General features: G+C 64.0%; 16 protein-coding genes. 4 read left to right on the top strand and 12 right to left on the bottom strand.

Annotated features, from left to right (window positions below; all coding sequences use genetic code 11):
• Positions 1–91 precede the first annotated feature (91 nt).
• The gene (locus WG900_RS03285; RefSeq protein WP_339964628.1) at positions 92–955 is read left to right on the top strand and encodes a UDP-2,3-diacylglucosamine diphosphatase; all 864 of its coding nucleotides are present in this window, start codon (positions 92–94) and stop codon (positions 953–955) included.
• On the top strand, positions 952–2,034 hold the full coding sequence (locus tag WG900_RS03280; RefSeq protein ID WP_339964627.1) for a glycosyltransferase family 4 protein: 1,083 nt from the start codon (positions 952–954) through the stop codon (positions 2,032–2,034). Before WG900_RS03285 ends, WG900_RS03280 begins: the two co-directional genes overlap by 4 nt.
• Here WG900_RS03280 and WG900_RS03275 read toward each other — a convergent pair.
• From WG900_RS03275 to WG900_RS03245, 7 genes are all read right to left on the bottom strand, one after another.
• On the bottom strand, positions 2,019–2,732 hold the full coding sequence (locus WG900_RS03275; RefSeq protein WP_339964626.1) for an esterase/lipase family protein: 714 nt from the start codon (positions 2,730–2,732) through the stop codon (positions 2,019–2,021). The genes WG900_RS03280 and WG900_RS03275 overlap by 16 nt on opposite strands.
• Entirely contained in the window at positions 2,732–4,138 is a 1,407-nt protein-coding gene (locus tag WG900_RS03270; RefSeq protein WP_339964625.1) for an NAD(P)H-dependent flavin oxidoreductase, read from the bottom strand. Before WG900_RS03270 ends, WG900_RS03275 begins: the two co-directional genes overlap by 1 nt.
• Positions 4,139–4,151: 13 nt before the next feature.
• Positions 4,152–4,871, bottom strand: coding sequence for a class I SAM-dependent methyltransferase (locus WG900_RS03265; protein ID WP_339964624.1), 720 nt, complete (start codon positions 4,869–4,871; stop codon positions 4,152–4,154).
• The gene (gene prfB / locus WG900_RS03260; RefSeq protein ID WP_339964623.1) at positions 4,868–5,995 is read right to left on the bottom strand and encodes a peptide chain release factor 2; all 1,128 of its coding nucleotides are present in this window, start codon (positions 5,993–5,995) and stop codon (positions 4,868–4,870) included. The genes WG900_RS03265 and prfB overlap by 4 nt, the downstream gene beginning before the upstream one ends.
• A 112-nt stretch (positions 5,996–6,107) precedes the next feature.
• The gene (locus tag WG900_RS03255; protein WP_339964622.1) at positions 6,108–6,671 is read right to left on the bottom strand and encodes a peroxiredoxin; all 564 of its coding nucleotides are present in this window, start codon (positions 6,669–6,671) and stop codon (positions 6,108–6,110) included.
• A gap of 28 nt (positions 6,672–6,699) precedes the next feature.
• Positions 6,700–9,234 (bottom strand): penicillin-binding protein 1A, encoded by a 2,535-nt coding sequence (locus WG900_RS03250; RefSeq protein ID WP_339964621.1) that lies wholly within the window; start codon positions 9,232–9,234, stop codon positions 6,700–6,702.
• A 46-nt stretch (positions 9,235–9,280) separates the two neighbouring features.
• Positions 9,281–10,147 (bottom strand): N-acetylmuramoyl-L-alanine amidase family protein, encoded by an 867-nt coding sequence (locus WG900_RS03245; RefSeq protein WP_339964619.1) that lies wholly within the window; start codon positions 10,145–10,147, stop codon positions 9,281–9,283.
• On the opposite strand from WG900_RS03245, the gene WG900_RS03240 reads away from it, so the two are divergent.
• Both WG900_RS03240 and WG900_RS03235 read left to right on the top strand, forming a co-directional pair.
• Positions 10,146–10,682, top strand: a complete 537-nt coding sequence (locus tag WG900_RS03240) for a hypothetical protein (protein WP_339964618.1) — start codon at positions 10,146–10,148, stop codon at positions 10,680–10,682. The two genes, WG900_RS03245 and WG900_RS03240, sit on opposite strands and share 2 nt — an antisense overlap.
• The gene (locus WG900_RS03235; RefSeq protein ID WP_339964617.1) at positions 10,606–13,419 is read left to right on the top strand and encodes an Rne/Rng family ribonuclease; all 2,814 of its coding nucleotides are present in this window, start codon (positions 10,606–10,608) and stop codon (positions 13,417–13,419) included. The genes WG900_RS03240 and WG900_RS03235 overlap by 77 nt, the downstream gene beginning before the upstream one ends.
• A 77-nt stretch (positions 13,420–13,496) precedes the next feature.
• Here the strand turns inward: WG900_RS03235 and WG900_RS03230 are convergent, their stop codons facing one another.
• The 5 genes from WG900_RS03230 to WG900_RS03210 all read right to left on the bottom strand — a co-directional run bounded on the left by WG900_RS03230 (position 13,497) and on the right by WG900_RS03210 (position 18,508).
• On the bottom strand, positions 13,497–15,647 hold the full coding sequence (locus WG900_RS03230) for a molybdopterin-containing oxidoreductase family protein (RefSeq protein ID WP_339964615.1): 2,151 nt from the start codon (positions 15,645–15,647) through the stop codon (positions 13,497–13,499).
• 81 nt (positions 15,648–15,728) lie between these two features.
• Positions 15,729–16,679, bottom strand: a complete 951-nt coding sequence (locus tag WG900_RS03225; protein WP_339964613.1) for an alpha/beta hydrolase — start codon at positions 16,677–16,679, stop codon at positions 15,729–15,731.
• Positions 16,680–16,699: 20 nt separating this feature from the next.
• A complete protein-coding gene (locus tag WG900_RS03220; RefSeq protein ID WP_339964611.1) occupies positions 16,700–17,335 on the bottom strand; it encodes a glutathione S-transferase family protein in 636 nt (211 codons plus the stop codon).
• A complete protein-coding gene (locus tag WG900_RS03215; RefSeq protein WP_339964609.1) occupies positions 17,332–17,778 on the bottom strand; it encodes a cupin domain-containing protein in 447 nt (148 codons plus the stop codon). Before WG900_RS03215 ends, WG900_RS03220 begins: the two co-directional genes overlap by 4 nt.
• A 10-nt stretch (positions 17,779–17,788) precedes the next feature.
• Positions 17,789–18,508 (bottom strand): SDR family NAD(P)-dependent oxidoreductase, encoded by a 720-nt coding sequence (locus WG900_RS03210; RefSeq protein ID WP_339964608.1) that lies wholly within the window; start codon positions 18,506–18,508, stop codon positions 17,789–17,791.
• Positions 18,509–18,625: the final 117 nt, after the last annotated feature.

The raw sequence follows: 18,625 nt of genomic DNA, 5'->3' as shown, positions 1-18,625 counted from the left end.
CGTTGAGTCATCTGCGCGACGCCAAAGGAGTCTAGGTTTCCCGTGTGAGCAAACACGGGACTTGGACGATATGCTCGGCGAAACAGACTTGATGGAACGCCTCACCAGAGGAAACTCCGGCAAGGGAAACACCCCCAACTGGCTCCTGCGGCCCGAACCGAAGGGGTTCCGCCCGAAACGGCGCTGCCGGGCGGTCTGGATCTCCGACATCCATCTCGGCACCAAGGGCTGCAAGGCCGAGATGCTGGTCGATTTTCTGCAGTCGATCGAGCCTGAGACGCTCTATCTGGTTGGCGATATTGTTGACGGCTGGTCGCTACGAAAAGGCTGGTACTGGCCCGACGCGCACAATGAAATCGTGAGGCGCATCCTCAAGATGGCGCACCGCAATACGCAGGTGATCTTTGTCGTCGGCAATCACGATGAAGTGCTTCGCGACTATGCCGGTTTGAGCTTTGGCGGCGTGTCGCTGGCGCTCGAGGCAGAGCATATTACCGCCGATGGCCGCCGACTGCTGATCACCCATGGTGACAGTTTCGACGGGGTCGTGCTCTATGCCCGCTGGCTCGCGTTCCTTGGCGACAAGGCCTATTCGCTGCTGCTGCGCGCCAATATCGTGGTCAATGCGGTCCGCCGGCGCTTGAACCTGCCGTACTGGTCGCTGTCCGCTTACCTCAAGAAGCGGGTCAAGAACGCCGTTCAGTTCGTCTGCAATTTCGAGGAAGCGCTCGTCCACGAGGCACGGAGTCGCGGTTTCGATGGCGTCGTCTGCGGCCATATCCATTCCGCCGAGATCCGCCAGATCGACGGCATCACTTATTACAATGATGGCGACTGGGTCGAAAGCTGCACCGCCTTGCTCGAAGATGCCGCTGGTCAGATCTCGATCATCGAATGGGGCCGCGAACCCGCTGATCCGATGATTGTTCCGGCGCAGATGGAGCAGGCGGCATGAGACTCGCAATCGCCACCGATGCCTGGCTACCGCAGGTCAACGGCGTTGTCCGCACCCTTGCCGCGACCGTCACCGAACTCGATCGCAGGGGCTACGAAGTCGAGCTTATCACTCCGGCGCAGTTCACGACCTTGCCGCTGCCGGGCTATTCCTCGATCGATGTCGCCATTGCGCCGCGCTTTACCGTGCGCCGCACCCTGAACGCCTTTGCTCCCGACGTCGTCCACATCCCGACCGAAGGACCAATCGGCTGGGCAGCGCGCAACTGGTGCCTGTCACACGGGGTCCCGCACACCACCGCCTTTCACACCCGGTTTCCCGACTATGTCGCGGCCCGGACGGGCATCAGCGCCGATCGCCTCTGGCCGATATTCCGGCGCTTTCACAAACACAGCCGCGCCGTTCTCGCCGCTACGCCCAGCCTTGAGAACGAGCTCATATCGCGCGGCATCGGGAAGGTTCGCCGCTGGACGCGCGGTATCGATCACTGGCTGTTCCGCGCAGAAGGCGCGTTACATCCGGCGATGGTCGACCTGCCCCGGCCCTTGCTGCTGAATGTCGGCCGGGTTTCCCGAGAGAAGAACCTTGAGGCTTTCCTTGCGCTCGACGTGCCGGGCACGAAAGTCGTCGTGGGTAGCGGGCCGGACGAGGAAATGCTCCGCCGCAAGTATCCGCACGTCCATTTCCTGGGGATGCTAGCGGGCGAAGAGCTGGCGAGCGCTTACCGCACGGCAGACTGCTTCGTCTTTCCCAGCCTGACCGATACGTTCGGACTGGTGGTGATCGAGGCACTGGCCTGCGGAGTGCCGGTTGCGGCCTTCCCGATATCCGGGCCGCTGGACATCATCGGACTAAGCGGCCGCGGGGCTGACAGCGATTTTCCAGCGCGCATAGGCAGCTGCGACGCCCGGCTCGATTCTGCGATCGCGGTGGCACAGCAATCAGATCGCCGGGCGGCAGCTGTTTTCGCGCAAAGGTTCAGCTGGGAGCACGCTACGGATCAGTTCCTTGCCGCGCTTACCGATGCCTTGGCAGGATCAAGCACCCAGTCCGGTGCCAAACCTCAATTTGCCGAATGAGCGGACGCGTCCTTGCCGAGGCGTTCGGCGATCAATCCGGCCACCGACCGCGCGGCCACCTTTGACGCAGCGAAGCCCATGTGGGTGCATGCCAGTTCGATCTGTTCGTCAGACTGATCGGGTTTGCCCCGGGATGTCTCTGGCGCAACGACTCCATCCAGCGGTGACCAGATTGCGACCGTGCGCACCGGCGGCTTGCGGGTGAAGGCAACGGGGATCGGCAGATTGTCGACGGTGTGGCTGTTGATCGCGTTGTAGAGCCGCCAAGCATGATTGGCATGCAGGTCACCCTCGAACGGACTGCCCAAGGTGACCACCATATCGACCAGATCAGGTGCCATATGCGCCAGTTCACGCGCATAGATTCCGCCCAGGCTCCACCCGACGACAATCACCTTCGCACCACCCGCAGATTGCGAGATGATGGCTAGCCGGGCGACAAGGGCAATGAGCAGATCGCCGCGCAAGCCAAGGTTGGAGCCGCGTCCCCATCCGTGCGCGGCAAAACCCGCTGCGCCAAGCGTATGACGCAAGACCGATGTCGATGCATCATTGGCCAGAAAACCCGGGATAACCATGACCGGCTCGCCATGCGCAAGCCGATCAATCTTCGCCGTCCCACGAAACCGAGCGGTGAGCAGCAACGGGACATCCGCCAGCTCGCGCAACAGCCGAGCCAGTTTCGGAGGCTTTGCCATCAGTCCCCGGTCAGGATGCGATCGACCAGTTCCTTCACGGTGGGCGTGAAGTTGTTCGAATAGAACGGGTCCTGCTTGAAACGATAGGCAGCGTGGCCGGCGAACATCAGGTTCTCGTCGATCGGGCCGCCGTGAGCGATGTCCTGCAGCGTCTTCTGAATGCAGAAGCTACGCGGATCGGCGAGGCGCCCGGTGGTGTAATCGTCATGGTCCTTCCACGACGAGAACCCGCAGTGCGACAAGCAGCCCATGCAATCGGACTGGTCCTGCTTGATCACCGCGCGCTCGGCCGGTGAGACGAAGATGATCGTATCGTCGGGGGTGCGCAGGCCTTCGGTGAAGCCGGCGCCGAACCATGCCCGGGCGCGGTTGAGGTCTGCGGGCGTCACCCAGAAGTTCTTGCCCTTCACGCCGACATCGAGCTGCACCGTGTGCTCGCCTGCTGCGACCTTCGAATAGGGCACCTGCCGTTCGCTGCGCGCTTCAAGGCTGCGCAGGAACGGATTGCGCACGGCGGAGGAATAAAAGCCGGTCGGGCTGAATTTATGCAGCAGCACGTCACCGGGTTCGAGTTCGCGCAGAGCGTTTTTCCAGCCCATCGGGATCGGGCTCTCTTCAGTCAACAAGGGCCGGGTGCCGAACTGGAACGCGATCTGGCCGAGCTCGGGATTGTCGATCCAGTTGTCCCACTCGCGCAGGAACCAGACGCCGCCGGCCATGACGATCGGCACCGAATCCGAAACACCCTCGGCCCGCATCGTATCGCGCAGCGCCTTGACGCGAGGATAGGGGTCTTCGGGTTTGCGCGGGTCTTCGGCGTTCGACAGGCCGTTGTGACCGCCGGCGAGCCAGGGATCTTCATAGACCACCGCGCCCAGCAGTTCGCTGACCTTGGAATAGGACCGCTTCCACAAGGCGCGGAAGGCGCGTGCGGAGCTGACGATCGGCAGATAGTGGACGTTGAAGCGCTGGGCGATCTCGGCCAGCTTGTAAGGCATGCCCGCGCCGCATGTGACGCCGGTGATCAAGCCCTTGGTGCGTTCGAGGATACCCTCGAGAATCGGCTGCGCGCCGCCCATTTCCCACAGGATGTTGATGTTGATCGCACCCTTGCCGTTCGAAACGTCATAGGCGCGCTTGACCTGTTCCACGGCGCCATCGATGCCGTACTGGATCAGTTCCAGATGCCGTTCCTTGCGGGTCAGCGCATGGTAAATCTGCGGGATGATCTTGCCTTCGGGATCATAGCTGTCAGCATTGACGGCGCTGACCGTGCCGATGCCGCCAGCAGCCGCCCAGGCACCCGAGCTCATGTGATTGGTGGCCGAAACGCCCTTGCCGCCTTCCACCAGCGGCCAGACTTCGCGTCCGCCGTAGGTAATCGGCTTTAACCCCTTGAAACTCATTGTACTTCCTCTGTCAGCGCTGCACTGCAGTGCCGTCTGCGCCCAACTTGCACGGCTTGATCGCAGCGGGTTCAGGGCGAGCGCCCACAGCCTCGAACTGCGCGTAATAGCCGGTCAGTTCCGGCTTACGGACAAATTGCACCAAGCGAAAGCCCACAGCGCCCATTTCACAAAACAAAAGCGCCGGGGGAATACCATGTTTATCGGTCGGCCGGTCGACATCGACCACGATAACCTGACCGCCCGGTTTCAGCGCCGGGCGCATGGCCCACAGGAAGCCATAGGGGTCGGCGACCTCATGATACATGTGGACCATGAACACCCGGTCAAACGAAGCATCTGGCAGACGCGGATTTTCCGGAAGGCCCGTCTTGATCGAGACATTGTCGAGCCGCTCGCGCTCAACCCGTTGGCCAAGCCGTTGGATCGCACCGGGATCGATATCGACCGCGAGCACCCTGCCCTTGGCGCCGACGCGTTCGGCCAGACGGACCGTGTAATAGCCCTCACCCGCGCCCAGATCGGCCACGGTGGTGCCTGCGCCGATCTTGGCCAGGTCCATCACCATATTGGCCTCGCCCAGCTTGTCGCGCTGGACTTCGGTCGAGAATTCGGTGGCGCCGACGGCCGAAACCGGACGGTCGGGTTTGGGAAACGTCGGAGACTGAGCCGGCTGCTTCGAACAGGCAGCCAGAGCGATTATCGTCAGGACCGAGGCAGCAAGTTGCCTCAATCGACGTCCTCCACCTCTACCTTTTCGCCGGTCACGCGCTGCGACAAAGCCGCCGCCATGAACTGGTCGAGATCGCCGTCCAGCACGTCATCCGGCGTCGGGCTGGTCACACCGGTGCGCAGGTCCTTCACCATCTGGTACGGCTGGAGAACGTAGGAACGGATCTGGTGGCCCCAGCCAATGTCGCTCTTCGCCGCAAATTCAACGTTGGCCGCCTCTTCGCGCTTCTGCATTTCGGCTTCGTAGAGCCGGGACTTGAGCATGCCCATGCAGATCTCGCGGTTCTTGTGCTGGCTGCGATCTTGCTGGCTGGCAACAATGATGCCTGAGGGCACGTGAGTCATGCGCACGGCCGAATCGGTGGTGTTGACGTGCTGGCCGCCGGCGCCAGACGCGCGGTAGGTGTCGATCTTGAGGTCAGCCGGGTTAATCTCGATATTGAAATTGTCATCGATCACCGGGAACACCCAGACCGAGCTGAACGAGGTGTGGCGCCGCGCCGAGCTATCATAAGGGCTGATGCGGACGAGGCGGTGGACGCCGCTCTCGGTCTTGGCATAGCCATAGGCGTTCTCGCCCTTGATAAGGATCGTCGCGGACTTGATTCCGGCCTGATCCCCTGCCTGGTATTCGATCGTTTCCGTCTTGAAACCGCGCTTGTCGGCCCAGCGGGTGTACATGCGGAACAGCATTTCCGCCCAGTCCTGGCTCTCGGTGCCGCCAGCGCCGGCGTGGATTTCGATGTAGGTATCGTTGCCGTCGGCTTCCCCTGCGAGCAGCGCCTGAACCTTGTCACGGTCGGCGCGCTGCGCGAGCGCAGCCAAGGCATCGAGCCCTTCCTGGACCGTCGCCTCGTCGCCTTCCAACTCGCCAAGTTCGACATATTCGACCGCGTCGGACATTTCCTGCGAAATGTCCTTCACCGCGCCAATCGACGCTTCGAGCCGGCGACGTTCCTTCATCACCGCTTCGGCTTCTTTGGGATTGTCCCAGAGCTTGGGATCTTCGACCCGGGCGTTCAGTTCATCGAGGCGGCGCAGAGCGCGCTCCCAGTCAAGGAACTTGCGGACCAGCGCGAGTGCGGCGTTGATCCGGTCAATATGGGCCTGCCCTTCGGCACGCATGATTCGTCACTCCAAGAACACGAAAAAGCAGGGCGGCACCTGCGCCGCCCCGCTTAGCGAAAGGGACCTGAAAGTAAAGGCCGCCCCGCCTGAGATGGGAATGCTGAGAGCCTCAGCCCTTCTTGCCGGCCTTCATCTTGCGCACCGCCTCAAGCGTCAGCTTGACGTGATCGCGCCAGTCGAGGTTCGAATGGACGAAAGCGATGCGGCCGTTCTTGCCGATGACATAGGACGTGCGCTTGGTCAGGCCTGCCGGCATGCCCGGGCGGCTGAGCGCGACGTCATAGGCCGCGACGATTTGCGGGGTTGCCGATGCGACCGCGAACTTGTCACGGCAGGCTTCCTTGGAGAACTTCTGCAAGGTGGGCACATCATCGTTCGACATGCCGACCACGCTGGCCCCGGCCTTGGCGAAATCGTCAGTCGCCTCGGCAAAGGCGTGAGCTTCAAGCGTGCAGCCCTGCGTGAAAGCCTTGGGATAGAAATAGAGCACCACCGGCCCCTGCTTGAGCCGCTTGGCCAGCGACACGTCGATCGGGTTCCCGGCCAGCGCACCCTTGGCAACGAACGCAGGTGCCTTGGCACCAACGGCGAGTTCAGCCGAAGCCGGAGCGGAGATGAGCATGGCGGCAACAGCGGCCAGCGGGGCGAGCGGGACAAGTCGGCGTGAGATCATGGCGCCGGGTATGCGCCGGGTGATCTCATCAGTAAAGCCCGACTGGATCGCCTGCAGGTTTGACTGGCGGCTCTTCCTTGGGCGCGGCTTCTGCTCCCTGCGGTTCCGACGCCTTGCGAACGCGGCGCACGGCGGCGACGAGGGCATCGCGCTGTTCTTTCAGCTTGTCCTCGCGGCTGGCCTCGCGCAGTTCGGCCTCGGCCTTGAAGGCTTCCCAGATGATCGCCGACTTGCCTTCGTTGATCGCGGTTCCGCCGAACACCTGCTTGCCGGTCACCCGGTCGACCTTGACCATGTGGATATCGCGCGGGGCGGTGAATGGCAGGCGCGACCAGCGCGGCTTTGTGGCCTGTACGACCTGCTTGAAGATCGGCGCGGCCATGGTGCCGCCCTGCGCATAGCCGCCGAGTGAACGCGGCTGATCGAAGCCAAGATAGACGCCGCCGACGATATCCTGATTGCCGCCCATGAACCAGACGTTGGTCGGGCCCGAACTGGTGCCGGTCTTGCCGAACAGGGGCAAGCCAAGATCACTGAGCACAGTGGCGGTGCCGCGCGTGACCACGCCTTCGAGCATGTGGACAACCTGATAGGCCGTGCGCGGATCCATCACTTCGCGGCCGCGCGGGGCAAAGCGCGGCATGGCGCTGCCATCCCATTCTGCCATGTTGCACTTTTCGCAGCGGCGCTCGTCCGCGCGCCAGATGACCTTGCCGTTGCGGTCCTGCACATAGTCGATCATCGACTGGTTGAACTGCACGCCATTGTTGGCCAGCGCCGCATAGGCGTTCACCATCTGGGCAACGGTCGTCTCGCCAGCGCCCAGCGCGAAGCTGAGATAGGGTTCGTACTTGCCGATGCCGACGCGGTCGATCGTCTTGACGACGCGGTCCATGCCGGTGTCATTGGCAATGTGGACGGTCATCAGGTTGCGCGACTGTTCAAGGCCCCAGCGCATGGTGTGAATCCCGCCCGCGCCGCGCATGTCGAAGTTGCGGAAGCACTTCTGCCCCAGAGCCGCACCCTGATAGACGCAGAAGGCCTGGTCGGGGACCATCGTCGCTGGCGTCATGCCGTAATCGAGGCCCGTGCCATAAACGAAAGGCTTGATCGTCGAGCCCGGCTGGCGCTGTGCCTGCGTCGCCCGGTTGAAGCTGCCCAGACCGGCGTCGAATCCGCCCTGCATCGCCAGCACGCGACCGGTACTTGCGTCCTGAAACAGCATCCCGCCCGAAACCTCGGGCACGGCGCGGACGGTCCAGGCGTTTCCGACCGGCGAGGCGGCGGTTACGTCGCCTGCCTTGATTGTCTGGGGCAGGCCGACCAGCGGCGCGGTCGAACCATCGGTAAAGCCGATGGTCGCCCGCGGGCCGTCGCGCTGGGTGACAACGCCAATACGCCAGTCCTGATAATGGATGGTATGGTTCGCCGCGACCAGCGGTCCGAGCCACTTGTCGGGCGTTACGTCCAGCTTGTCGATCGGGCCGACCCAGCCCCGCCCGCCATGATAGCGCAGCAGCGCGGCGCGCAGGGCTTCTTCGGTGGCCTTCTGCATTTGCGGGTCGAGCGAGGTGCGTACCCACAGGCCGCCGGAATAGACGCTGTTCGGCCCCTTGTCGGCAGTTTCACCGTATTTCTCGGCCAGTCGCCGGCGGACTTCCTCAACGAAATAGCCGTTCGAGGGGTCATAACTCTCCACCCGGCGGGCAATGATGCCAAGCGGCTGCGCCTTGGCTTCGGCCACCTGTTCAGGCGTCGCCCAGCCATTGTCGGCCATCTGCTCGAGCACCCAGTTGCGGCGCTCTATCGCAGCTTCTGCATATTTGGCGCGGCCATAACGTTCGGGCGCCTTGGGCAGGATGGCGAGGAACGCCGCCTCGCTCAGCGACAGCTGATCAACGTCCTTGCCGAAATAGGCCAATGCCGCCGCTTCCACGCCAAAGCTCTGCCGGCCAAGCGGGATTTCGTTGAGGTACAGCTCGAGAATCTGCTGTTTGTTGAGCACCGATTCAATGCGCCCAGCGAGGACCATTTCCTTGAACTTGCGGCCCAGCGAATATTCGTCGCCGATCAAGATGTTCTTCGCCACCTGCTGCGTGATGGTCGAGCCGCCTCGCGCACGGTTGCCCGAGCCGATCTTGGTGACATAGTCGACCACGGCGCCGGCGATGCCGGTGTAATCGATGCCGCCATGGCTCCAGAAGGTCTTGTCCTCGGCCGAGAGGAAGGCATTGATCACCGGCTTGGGGAAATCGACGAAACGCAGCTGGACGCGCCGCTCACGCGCATAGGAATAGACGATTTCGCCGTTCACGCCGCGCACCATGGTGGGCAGCGGCGGCTGGTAGGTCAGCAGGCTATCGGCCGATGGCAGCGTGCGCAGAATCGCCAGCCAGATCACCGCATAGATCGTCAGCAGCGCGCCCAGCAGATAGCCGCCCCACCGGAAACGCCGGCTTTCCCGCCAGTTCGAACGAAACCATTCAGCCGCGCCGCTCGCCTCGCGGCGAATGCGCAGGCGGGTCGAAGCCAAGCTCGATTCAGGGGCAGTCTCGTCGGCCATCGCCGGCTCCTAGCATGGGGTCGCGCGCTGTTGCCACAGGCTTTTCTCAACCGGGCTGATGACGGGCGAAATAGACGCGGATGGCCTGGGCAACGCTCTTCGAAAAGGCATCGCGCCCTTCCCCGGACTTGAGCCATGTCGCATCCTCGGGGTTGGTGATGTAACCGGCTTCGAACAGGACCGAAGGCAGGTCGGCGCTTTTCAGCACGATGAAGGCAGCCGACTGGATCGCGGATTCGCGGAACCGCATCTCGCCGCGCCCTTCGCGCAGGATCAGCGCAGCGAAATCCTCTGACTGGGCCAACGTTTCACGCTGCGCCAGATCGACCAGGATCGAGCTCACATCACCGGATTGCCGCGAAAGCTGCACGCCGTTGATCACGTTGGCGCGGTTTTCCTTTTCGGCCAGCAGCGCCGCTGTCTGGTTCGACCCGCGTTCCGACAGGACATAGACTGTGCCGCCGCTCGCTTCGTCAGTCGGCGCGGCATCGGCATGGATCGAAATGAACAGGTCCGCCTTAAGCCGGCGGGCGATTCCGGCCCGTTCTTCAAGGACCAGGAACTTGTCGTCACCGCGCGTCAGGGCAACCCGCACGCCCCCGCCTTCGATCAGGCGGTCGCGCAGCGCGCGGGCGAGAGCTAGGGTGACATCCTTTTCGCGCACCCGCTCGCTCCCTGCCCCGGGATCGAAGCCGCCGTGCCCGGCATCGATCACCACCAGTGGCCGGCTGGGATCGAGCGGGCCTTCGATCGGCGGCAGGCCAACCTCGCCCGCCGGCGGCGGCAGATCGAGCCGGATGACATAGTCGCGCCCGCGCCCGGCAAAGCCGAAGGCACTGTCAAGCCAGACCAGCCCCGCCAGCACCGCGACAGGGATCAGGAGCAACAGGATGAACGGCGGAGCGCGACGCATGGGATTTCCCGTTAAGCGGTTGTTAGGCCTGTCGCAATCGCTGCGCGCTATTCATCCTCAATCCTTGCGGGGCGGCACCAGCAGTGCTAGCAGACCCGCGCCGGAGCATGAATGTTCCGCTATGCCGGACCGCAAGAGTTCCGGATTCGAACAGGTTGATGCTGGAATGACAAGCCTTTCACCGTTTTGCCAAGCCCTGCGCCCCACGGCGCGGGCAACGCTGACGGTGCTGGAATCGCAATGCGATGCGCGCAACTTTTCGCCGCGCCTTGACTATCCCGCAGTCGCAACACGGCCATCTGGCCAGCCCGCGCGCGCATTTCGGCAGCGCGGAAACACCCACATCGCCATGACCAACACGGCAGGTTCATCCTGCTCCACCGGCCATGGCGTGTTTGCATATGGACGCGCCGCCCTTCTCCCGATGGAAGTGCGGCGGCGCGCATGGAGTAATACCAATGACAACGCGCATGCTTATCGATGCGCGCCACCAGGAAGAGACCCGGGTGGCGGTGCTAAAGGGGAACAGGATTGAGGAGTTCGACTTTGAATCTGCTGAACACAAGCAGATCAAGGGCAACATCTACCTCGCCAAGGTTACACGCGTAGAGCCATCGTTGCAGGCCGCTTTCGTCGATTTCGGCGGAAACCGGCACGGCTTCCTGGCTTTCAGCGAAATCCATCCCGACTACTACCAGATCCCCAAAGAGGATCGCGAACAGCTGCTTGCTGAAGAAGCCGCCCATGCCGAGGAAGAGGCCGCCCTGCGCGCCAAGGCCGAGGGTGAGGAAGACTTCGTTGGCGACGACGAGCTGGGTGAAACCCTGGCCGACGACATGGCCGGGACCAGCCACGAACATCACCACGATGGCGATGACTTCGGCGGCGTGATGGAAGTCGACACGGCCGAGAAGGACGAAGTTGCGACCATCGAGGATGGCCACGTCGAAAACGGCTTCGATCACGATGGTGAAGAAGCCGAAGAAGGCGAAGGCGGCGATGATCGTCGCGGCCGCGGCCGTGGACGCCGGCGTCAGGGTGGCGGCGGAAATCGCGGCCACGCCAAGGAAGCCGATGACCTGCGCGCCAAGCGCATGGCGCTGCGCCGCCGCTACAAGATCCAGGACGTCATCCAGCGCCGTCAGGTGCTGCTCGTCCAAGTCGTCAAGGAAGAACGCGGCAACAAGGGTGCTGCCCTGACCACGTACCTCAGCCTTGCCGGCCGTTACTGCGTGCTCATGCCCAATTCGAGCCATGGCGGCGGCATCAGCCGCAAGATCAACTCGGCAGCTGACCGCAAGCGGCTCAAGGGCATCATTGCCGAGATGGACCTGCCCAAGTCGATGGGTTGCATCGTCCGCACGGCAGGCCTGCAGCGCACCAAGACCGAGATCAAGCGTGACTTCGATTACCTTGCCCGCCTGTGGGACGGCATTCGTGAGACCACGATGCGGTCGAGCGCACCGGCGGCGATCCATTCGGACAGCGACCTGATCAAGCGGGCGATCCGCGATATCTACAACAAGGATATCGAAGAAGTCATCGTCGAAGGCGAACACGGCTACCGCGCCGCGCGCGACTTCATGAAGCTGCTGATGCCCAGCCACGCCAAGCGCGTGAAGGCCTATTCGGACCCGGTGCCGCTCTATCAGCGCTACGGGGCGGAAGACCAGCTAACCGCGATGTTCGAACCGGTCGTCCAACTCAAGAGCGGTGGCTATCTGGTTATCAACCCGACCGAGGCGCTGGTTTCGATCGACATCAACTCGGGCCGTTCCACCAAGGAGCACGGCATTGAGGCGACGGCGCTCAGCACCAACCTTGAAGCCGCCCGCGAAATCGCCCGTCAGTTGCGCCTTCGCGACATGGCCGGTCTCGTCGTGATCGACTTCATCGACATGGAATATGGCTCGAACGTCCGCAAGGTCGAGAAAGCCATGAAGGACGCGCTGAAGAACGACCGCGCCCGTATTCAGGTCGGCCGGATCTCCAGCTTCGGCCTGATGGAAATGAGCCGCCAGCGCCTGCGCACCGGCGTGCTTGAAGCCTCGACCCGCGCCTGCCCACACTGCGACGGCGTCGGCCTGGTCCGCACGGCATCAAGCTCGGGCCTTGCCGCACTTCGCCTGATCGAGGACGAAGCCGCCAAGGGCCGTGGCACGGTAATCACGCTCTATGCCTCGACCGAGGCATCGATCTACCTGCTCAACACCAAGCGCGCCGACCTGCACGAGATCGAGGAACGCTACGGTGTCCAGGTACAGGTCATCCCCGAAGGCGAGAACGAAGGCGCGAAGATGCGCGTCGCTTCGTCCGGCCCGCGCCCGACGGTGATGCCGCGCTTCGAGCCGATCAGCGAGCCCGAGGAAGACGATATCGTCGACGAGGACTTCGATGACAAGGAAGAAGAGGAAGAGCGCCAAGATCGCAGCGAACGCGGCGAGCGTAGTGAACGCGGTGAACGCGGTGAAGGTGAAGATCGCGGCAAACGCCGCCGTCGCCGCCGTGGCGGCAAGGGCCGCAGCCGTGATGGCGATCGTGAAGAAGGCGATCGTGAGGAAGGCCGGGAAAACGGCCCCGAGGAGCACCGTGAAGACGGCCGCTCTGACGACGACGCTGAAGGCGAAACCGGACGCGACGACGACGAGGAAATCGAAGGCGGCGAAGAGCGCGCCGAAGGTGAAGGCGATGGCGAAGGACCGCGCAAGCGTCGCCGTCGTGGTCGTCGCCGGCGTGGTGGCCGTGGTCGCGGTGAAGAGGGCAGCGAAGGCGGTAGCGAGGAAACCGCTGGCGAGGACGGCGATGCCGATCAGGCCGAGCCGGCTGCTAACGAGGCTCCTGCGGCCGAGGAAGCTGCTGCTGAAGAGCCCGCTCCCAAGAAGCGTACCCGCCGCAAAAAGGCCGATGTCGAAGCCGAGGCCGTAGAGGCTCCTGCTGAAGAAGCTCCGGTCGCGGAAGAAGCACAGGTGGCCGAAAAGCCCAAGCGGACGCGCAAGAAGAAGGTCGAGCCTGAAGCCGAAGAGGAAGCTCCGGCCCCTGTGGCAGAACCGGAAGCCGAAGTGACCGCCGAGCCGGTTGCCGAAGCCAAGCCGAAGCGCACCCGCAAGAAGAAGGCCGATGCCGAACCGGCAGCCGCCGTCGAAGCGGAAGCTGAGGTAGCAGCCAAAGCCGAACCGCGACCTGCTGCTGACCTGGTCGACGATGCCGGCGAAGAAGCACCCGCTTCCGGCCCTGCCCGTCGCGGTTGGTGGCAGCGCACCTTCGGCGAATAAGCCGCCAAGGTCTGCCAAGACCCAAACGAAACATCCCCTCCCCGCCACCCGGCCGGGAGGGGATTTTCGTTTGGGGGTCAGACTTTTCGAATTTCCACTGGCACGGCGGAAAAGCGCGGCATGAAGTTGATCGGCTGAACATGCTCGCTGAGCGAGGTCAGCCGCCCGACATTGCTCCCACCCTCGCCGCGCGGATCACCGGTGCCATCCAGCGTGCCGAACATGTGCGTCATCGAAACGACGCCGCGCCGCAGCCGGTCCTCGCCCTTCACAAAGGCCCGGATCGCGCCGTGGGTCGAGACGATCGCCACCTCGCAGCCGTCCTCCAGGCCCAGATCCGCCATGTCCGCCGGGGCCATGTAGGCGTGATTGACCGGATGCCGCTTGCGATTGCCGCGCGACTCCCTGAACGCGCCGTTGAGGGCATGGAGCACGCGCCGGCAGGTCAGGCGGAACGGCGCAGGATCGGGCGCTTCCTTTGCAACCACGGCCAGTTCCGCCGCCATATCGGACGGGCACAGATCTAGCCGCTGGTCCCAGCCCTCGGGCGCGGAGAGCACGTGAACCGGGTCGCGCTGCGGGCGCACCCCGCCGGGATTTGCGGCCAGTTCGTCAAACGTGACCGCACCGTCGCTGCACAGGAAGCGGCATAGGGCTTCAGGCTCTGGACGCTCTTCGCATGACAGCGGCAGACCGCCCGGGATCGAACCGTAATCCAGCCCATAGCCCCAATACTTGAACGTCAGATCCAGTCCCATCCGCGCGGCGACCGACCAGAAAAACTCCCAGTCGTCGACGACATCGCCGGGTTTCGCCACCAGCGGCGGCGAGTATTGTGCGAAGGGTTCAGGATAAAGCGCATCGGCGGCAAAGGTCAGTTCGTGCCGCTCGAATGGCTGGCTGGCGGCCACGACATAGTCGGCCAATTTACCGGTCTCGGTCATCCGGCAATCGAGCGAGACCAGCAGGTCGAGCGCCTCGAACGCAGGTTTGGCCACGCCGGGATCGCCCAGCGCCATCAGCGGATCACCGCCGAACACCACCAGCGCGCGGATGTGGTCGGGGTGGTCGGCTATGATCTCGCGCGGGATCAGGGCCGTGGGCAATTCGTGCATCAGCGGCCCGACCGGCTCGGACAGGCAGAACGGTGCCTTTTCAAAACTGCGGCTGGGCGCCAGCGCCATTTCGCGTACGACCTTGGGTTTGAGCGTGCCGGGATTGCGCACAAGGTCGCCCGCGCGGCGGTAGCCGCCGGCCAAAAGGCCGACGACATCAATCATCGTCTCGGCAAGGTTAGAATGGTCCGCCATCGATGGCCCGGTGCCGCTGCCCACGACCGGGCGCTTGGCCTCGCCGAGCCAGCGGGCGAGCGTTTCGATCTGTTCCACCGGCACGTCCGCCCGCGCTGCGGCCACTTCTGGCGTGAATGGCGCAACCGCCGCGCGCAGGTCTTCCAACCCGTTGCAATGGCGCGAAACGAAGCCGCTGTCCCACGTGCCATCGCGCAGCATAACGTGGGCCACCGCGGCAAAGATTGCCGCGTCTTGCCCCGGCCTCGGCTGAATATGCAGATCGGCATAGCGCGCGGTCTCGGTTCGGCGCGGGTCGATCAGCACGACCTTGCCGCCGCGTTCCTTGAGCCGTTCGAACGACCGCCCCGGCGCGCCGCTTTCGGCCACGGCATAAGGCGCGCCCTGATGTGTGACGACCGGATTACCGCCGCTGAGCACGGCCAGATCGGCATCGCGGATCGCATGTTTGCCGCTCGCCATGATGCCCACCCGCGCGGCGGATACCCATTTGCCAGACTGGTCGATGGTCATGGTCGAGAAGAAATTGGGCGTGCCGAGCTGCGCCACCCAGGCGCGCTCCATGATATTGCCAAGCACAGAGCGATAGGCCCCGGTGCCATGATAGACCGCCACCGCGCGCGGGCCATGTGCGGCGACGATTGCCGCGAGCCGGTCGGCGATTTCCGCCATCGCCGTGTGGCTGTCGATTGGCGCATAGCCGCCCTCGCCTGTCCGCTTCAGGCTGGCGAGCAGCCGTCCTTCCGCCCCGTTGTGAAAATCCACCGAGGCGCGACCCTTGGGGCACAGGTAAGCGCCATAAGGCGATAGCGTCCCATCGGGCCGCGCGCCCGCCAGCCGGCCATCGACCACGTCGACTTCCATCGCGCAGTGCGCGCTGCAATTACGGCAGAAGGTTTTGGCCGTGTGCCTCTCCATCGGCGCAGGCTAGGCCGCCTCGCCTGCACCGCAAGAGCGCAAGGCAGGCCAATCAAGCGAAAGCGCCGACAGGGTCAGGCGTTACATCCCGCCTGCCTCAAGCAGCATGGAGTTGGCCAGTTCCAGCGCCTCGGAAAAATCGTCGCGCGCCGATGGGATGTGCAGGCGATAGTTGAAGAAGCCGTGGATCGTGCCGTCGGCCTCCAGCAGCTTCGTCGGCACGCCTGCCGCTTCCAGCAGCCGCGCATATTCGCGGCCTTCGTCGCGCAGCGGATCGAGCCCGGCAGTGACGACCATCGCGGGCGGCAGTTCGGCGAGATCGGCGCGCGCTGGGGACGAACGCCAGTGCGAGACGTCGCTGGCATAGGCGCGGTCGAAGTAGGCCATGTCATTGCTCGACAGGAAGAAACCGTCTGCAAAGGTCCGGCGCGAAGGGTGGAGTGTCTGCGAATCGGTGACCGGGTAGATCAGGAACTGGAACAGCACCGGCAGCGCCGCCGGCGCGTCACGCAAGGCAATCGCAGTGACGGCGGCAAGGTTGCCCCCGGCGCTATCCCCGGCGAGCACCAGCGCGGTTGGTTCGATGCCCAAAGCCGCGCCGTTTTCCGCCACCCAGCGCGCTGCAGCCTCGGCATCGTCGGGCGCTGCGGGCCAGGGATTTTCCGGCGCGAGGCGGTATTCGACCGAGACCACCGGCAGGTTTATCGCCCGCGTTATGTCAGCGCAGACGGCGGCGTGACTGTCGATCGACCCAGCCGCAAAGCCGCCGCCGTGGTAATAGACCACCACCGGACCGGGTGCGCGTTCGGCCTTGGCATCGAACAGGCGCAGCGGAATGTCGCCGCCCGGCCCCGGCATTGTCAGGTCACGGATTACCGCCAGTTCGCCCACGGGCAGGTCGAGTGAGGGGATCGCTCCCGGCGGCAGGCTGCGCATATAGGCGACCAATTCATCGCTCATCGGCGGGCGGGGATTGGCCTTCATCATGTCGAGGAAAGCCTGAACGTCGGGCCGGACGAAATGGTCGCTCACAGGTGATCTTCTCCGGTCTGTTATCGTTGTATCAGGTCCTGCCCGGCCCGCAGCGCGCGTTGCACTGCCGGGCGGGCGACTATGGCGCCATGCCATGCGGCAAGGCGGGGCCGGCTGGCAAGCCCACCGCCGTTATCGGGGTATTTGTCGATCCACGTCCAGCAGGCCATGTCGGCAATCGAATAGGCACCGCAGAGGTATTCACGGCCTGCCAGCCGGGTTTCGAGCACGTCGAACAGCAGCGCGGTTTCCTTGGTGAAGCGGTGGATTGCCAAGCCGGTTTCCAAGGGATCGCGGCCGTCCTTGCGCGCTGCGCGGGTGAACCAGTTGACGTTGCCCGATGACGGCCCCAGTCCGGCCATCTGCCAGAACAGCCATGAATCGACTTCGGCCCGGCCGGCTTCGTCCGCCGGGTAGAACCGCCCGGACTTGCGCCCAAGGTACTGCAGGATCGCCGCGCTCTCGAACACGGTTACCGGGCCATCGGTGAGCACCGGGACCCGCCCGTTGGGGTTGAGCGCACGGAATTTCGGATCGTCCTGACCGCCGTTCAAGATGTCGATGAAAGCGATCTCGTAGGGCAGCTCCATTTCCTCTAGCGCGATCGTCACCTTGTGGGCGTTGAGCGTCGGGAACATGTGCAGGGTGATCGTCATGTGATCTCGCGGAATTCGATGGCCATGCGGGTGCGCGCCTCAAGCCCGATGTCGGGGAAGGTCGATACGTCATAGGGATCGCGGCCGCCGATATCGAAGTAGACCGCCGGGGCGTCGGAACGGTTCTGCAAGTGGTGGGCATTGGCGACCCCGGCCTTGAAGGCCACGCAATCCCCCGCGCGCAGCACTTCCTCGCCATCGTCGGTGACCAGCACCAGTTCGCCCGAAATGACGATCACCGCCTCGTCATTGGTCCGGTGCCAGTGGCGGTTTGACGACCAGCCGCCGGGTGGCAGCTCCACGCGGTTGACGCCGAACTGGGTCAGGCCGAATTCGCGCGTGACGATCCACGTCTTGCGCCCCTCCAGCTTCTCGCCATGTGGCGGCGGATAGGAGCTGGGGCCGCCGTGCGCCTTGTCCGGGCTGAAATCTGCCTTGGCCATGTCTGTCCTCTCAGAATTCAATGCGCTGTCCGTCCCACGCAAACAGGCCGCCGCTGTCTTCGCGGGCCAAGCCCTCGATGACCTCCAGCAGGTGCCCTGCGGAGCGATCCGGGGTAAACAGCTTGTCTTGCGGTACCCCGCGCTGGAAGGGCTGCGACAGGGCGGTGTCGACCGTCCCCGGATGGAGGGCGACCGCAATGGCCTTGGGCCGGGTGCGCGCGAATTCGATCGCGCAGTTGCGCACCAGCATGTTCAGCGCGGCTTTGGATGCGCGGTAGGAGTGCCAGCCTCCGAGCTTGTTGTCGCCAATCGATCCGACGCGCGCCGATAGCACGGCCAGCACCGCGCGGGATTCGCGGCAAAGCAGCGTCACGACATGTTTCATGACCAGCGCGGGACCGATGGTATTGAGCGCAAAGACCTGCGCCATCGCCGCGCCATCGATCTGCGAGAGACTCTTTTCCGGGCCTTTGCCTTCGCCGAGCGAGAGAATACCGGTGGCGATGATCGCAAGGTCGATCGCCCCGCCCTCGCCCATCTGAGCCACGGCGGCCGCTATCGTGGCTTCGTCGGTGAGGTCGAAGGCGAGGCTCGTAACCTTGTCCCCGCCCGCATCCGGCTGGCGCGACAGGGCAAAAACCTCCGCCACATCATCGCGCGCGGCCAGCCGGGCGACCAGCGCGGCACCAATCCCTCCGGACGCGCCGAAGACGCAGGCGCGCATGGTCATGGCCGTGCACCGGGACTGAAAACAGACGGTTTCATGTGCACCAAGGGACCACAGCCCAAGTCATCCGGCAAGCCGCCTTGGACGTTCATCGGACAGGCGTTGACATTGGTGAAAGTA

Origin of the sequence: Novosphingobium aquae (assembly GCF_037572715.1) — a bacterium.
GTDB classification, from domain to species: domain Bacteria; phylum Pseudomonadota; class Alphaproteobacteria; order Sphingomonadales; family Sphingomonadaceae; genus Novosphingobium; species Novosphingobium aquae.
The sequence above is the reverse complement of the archived record's forward strand: the minus strand, read 5'-3'. Positions and strand labels throughout refer to the sequence as shown.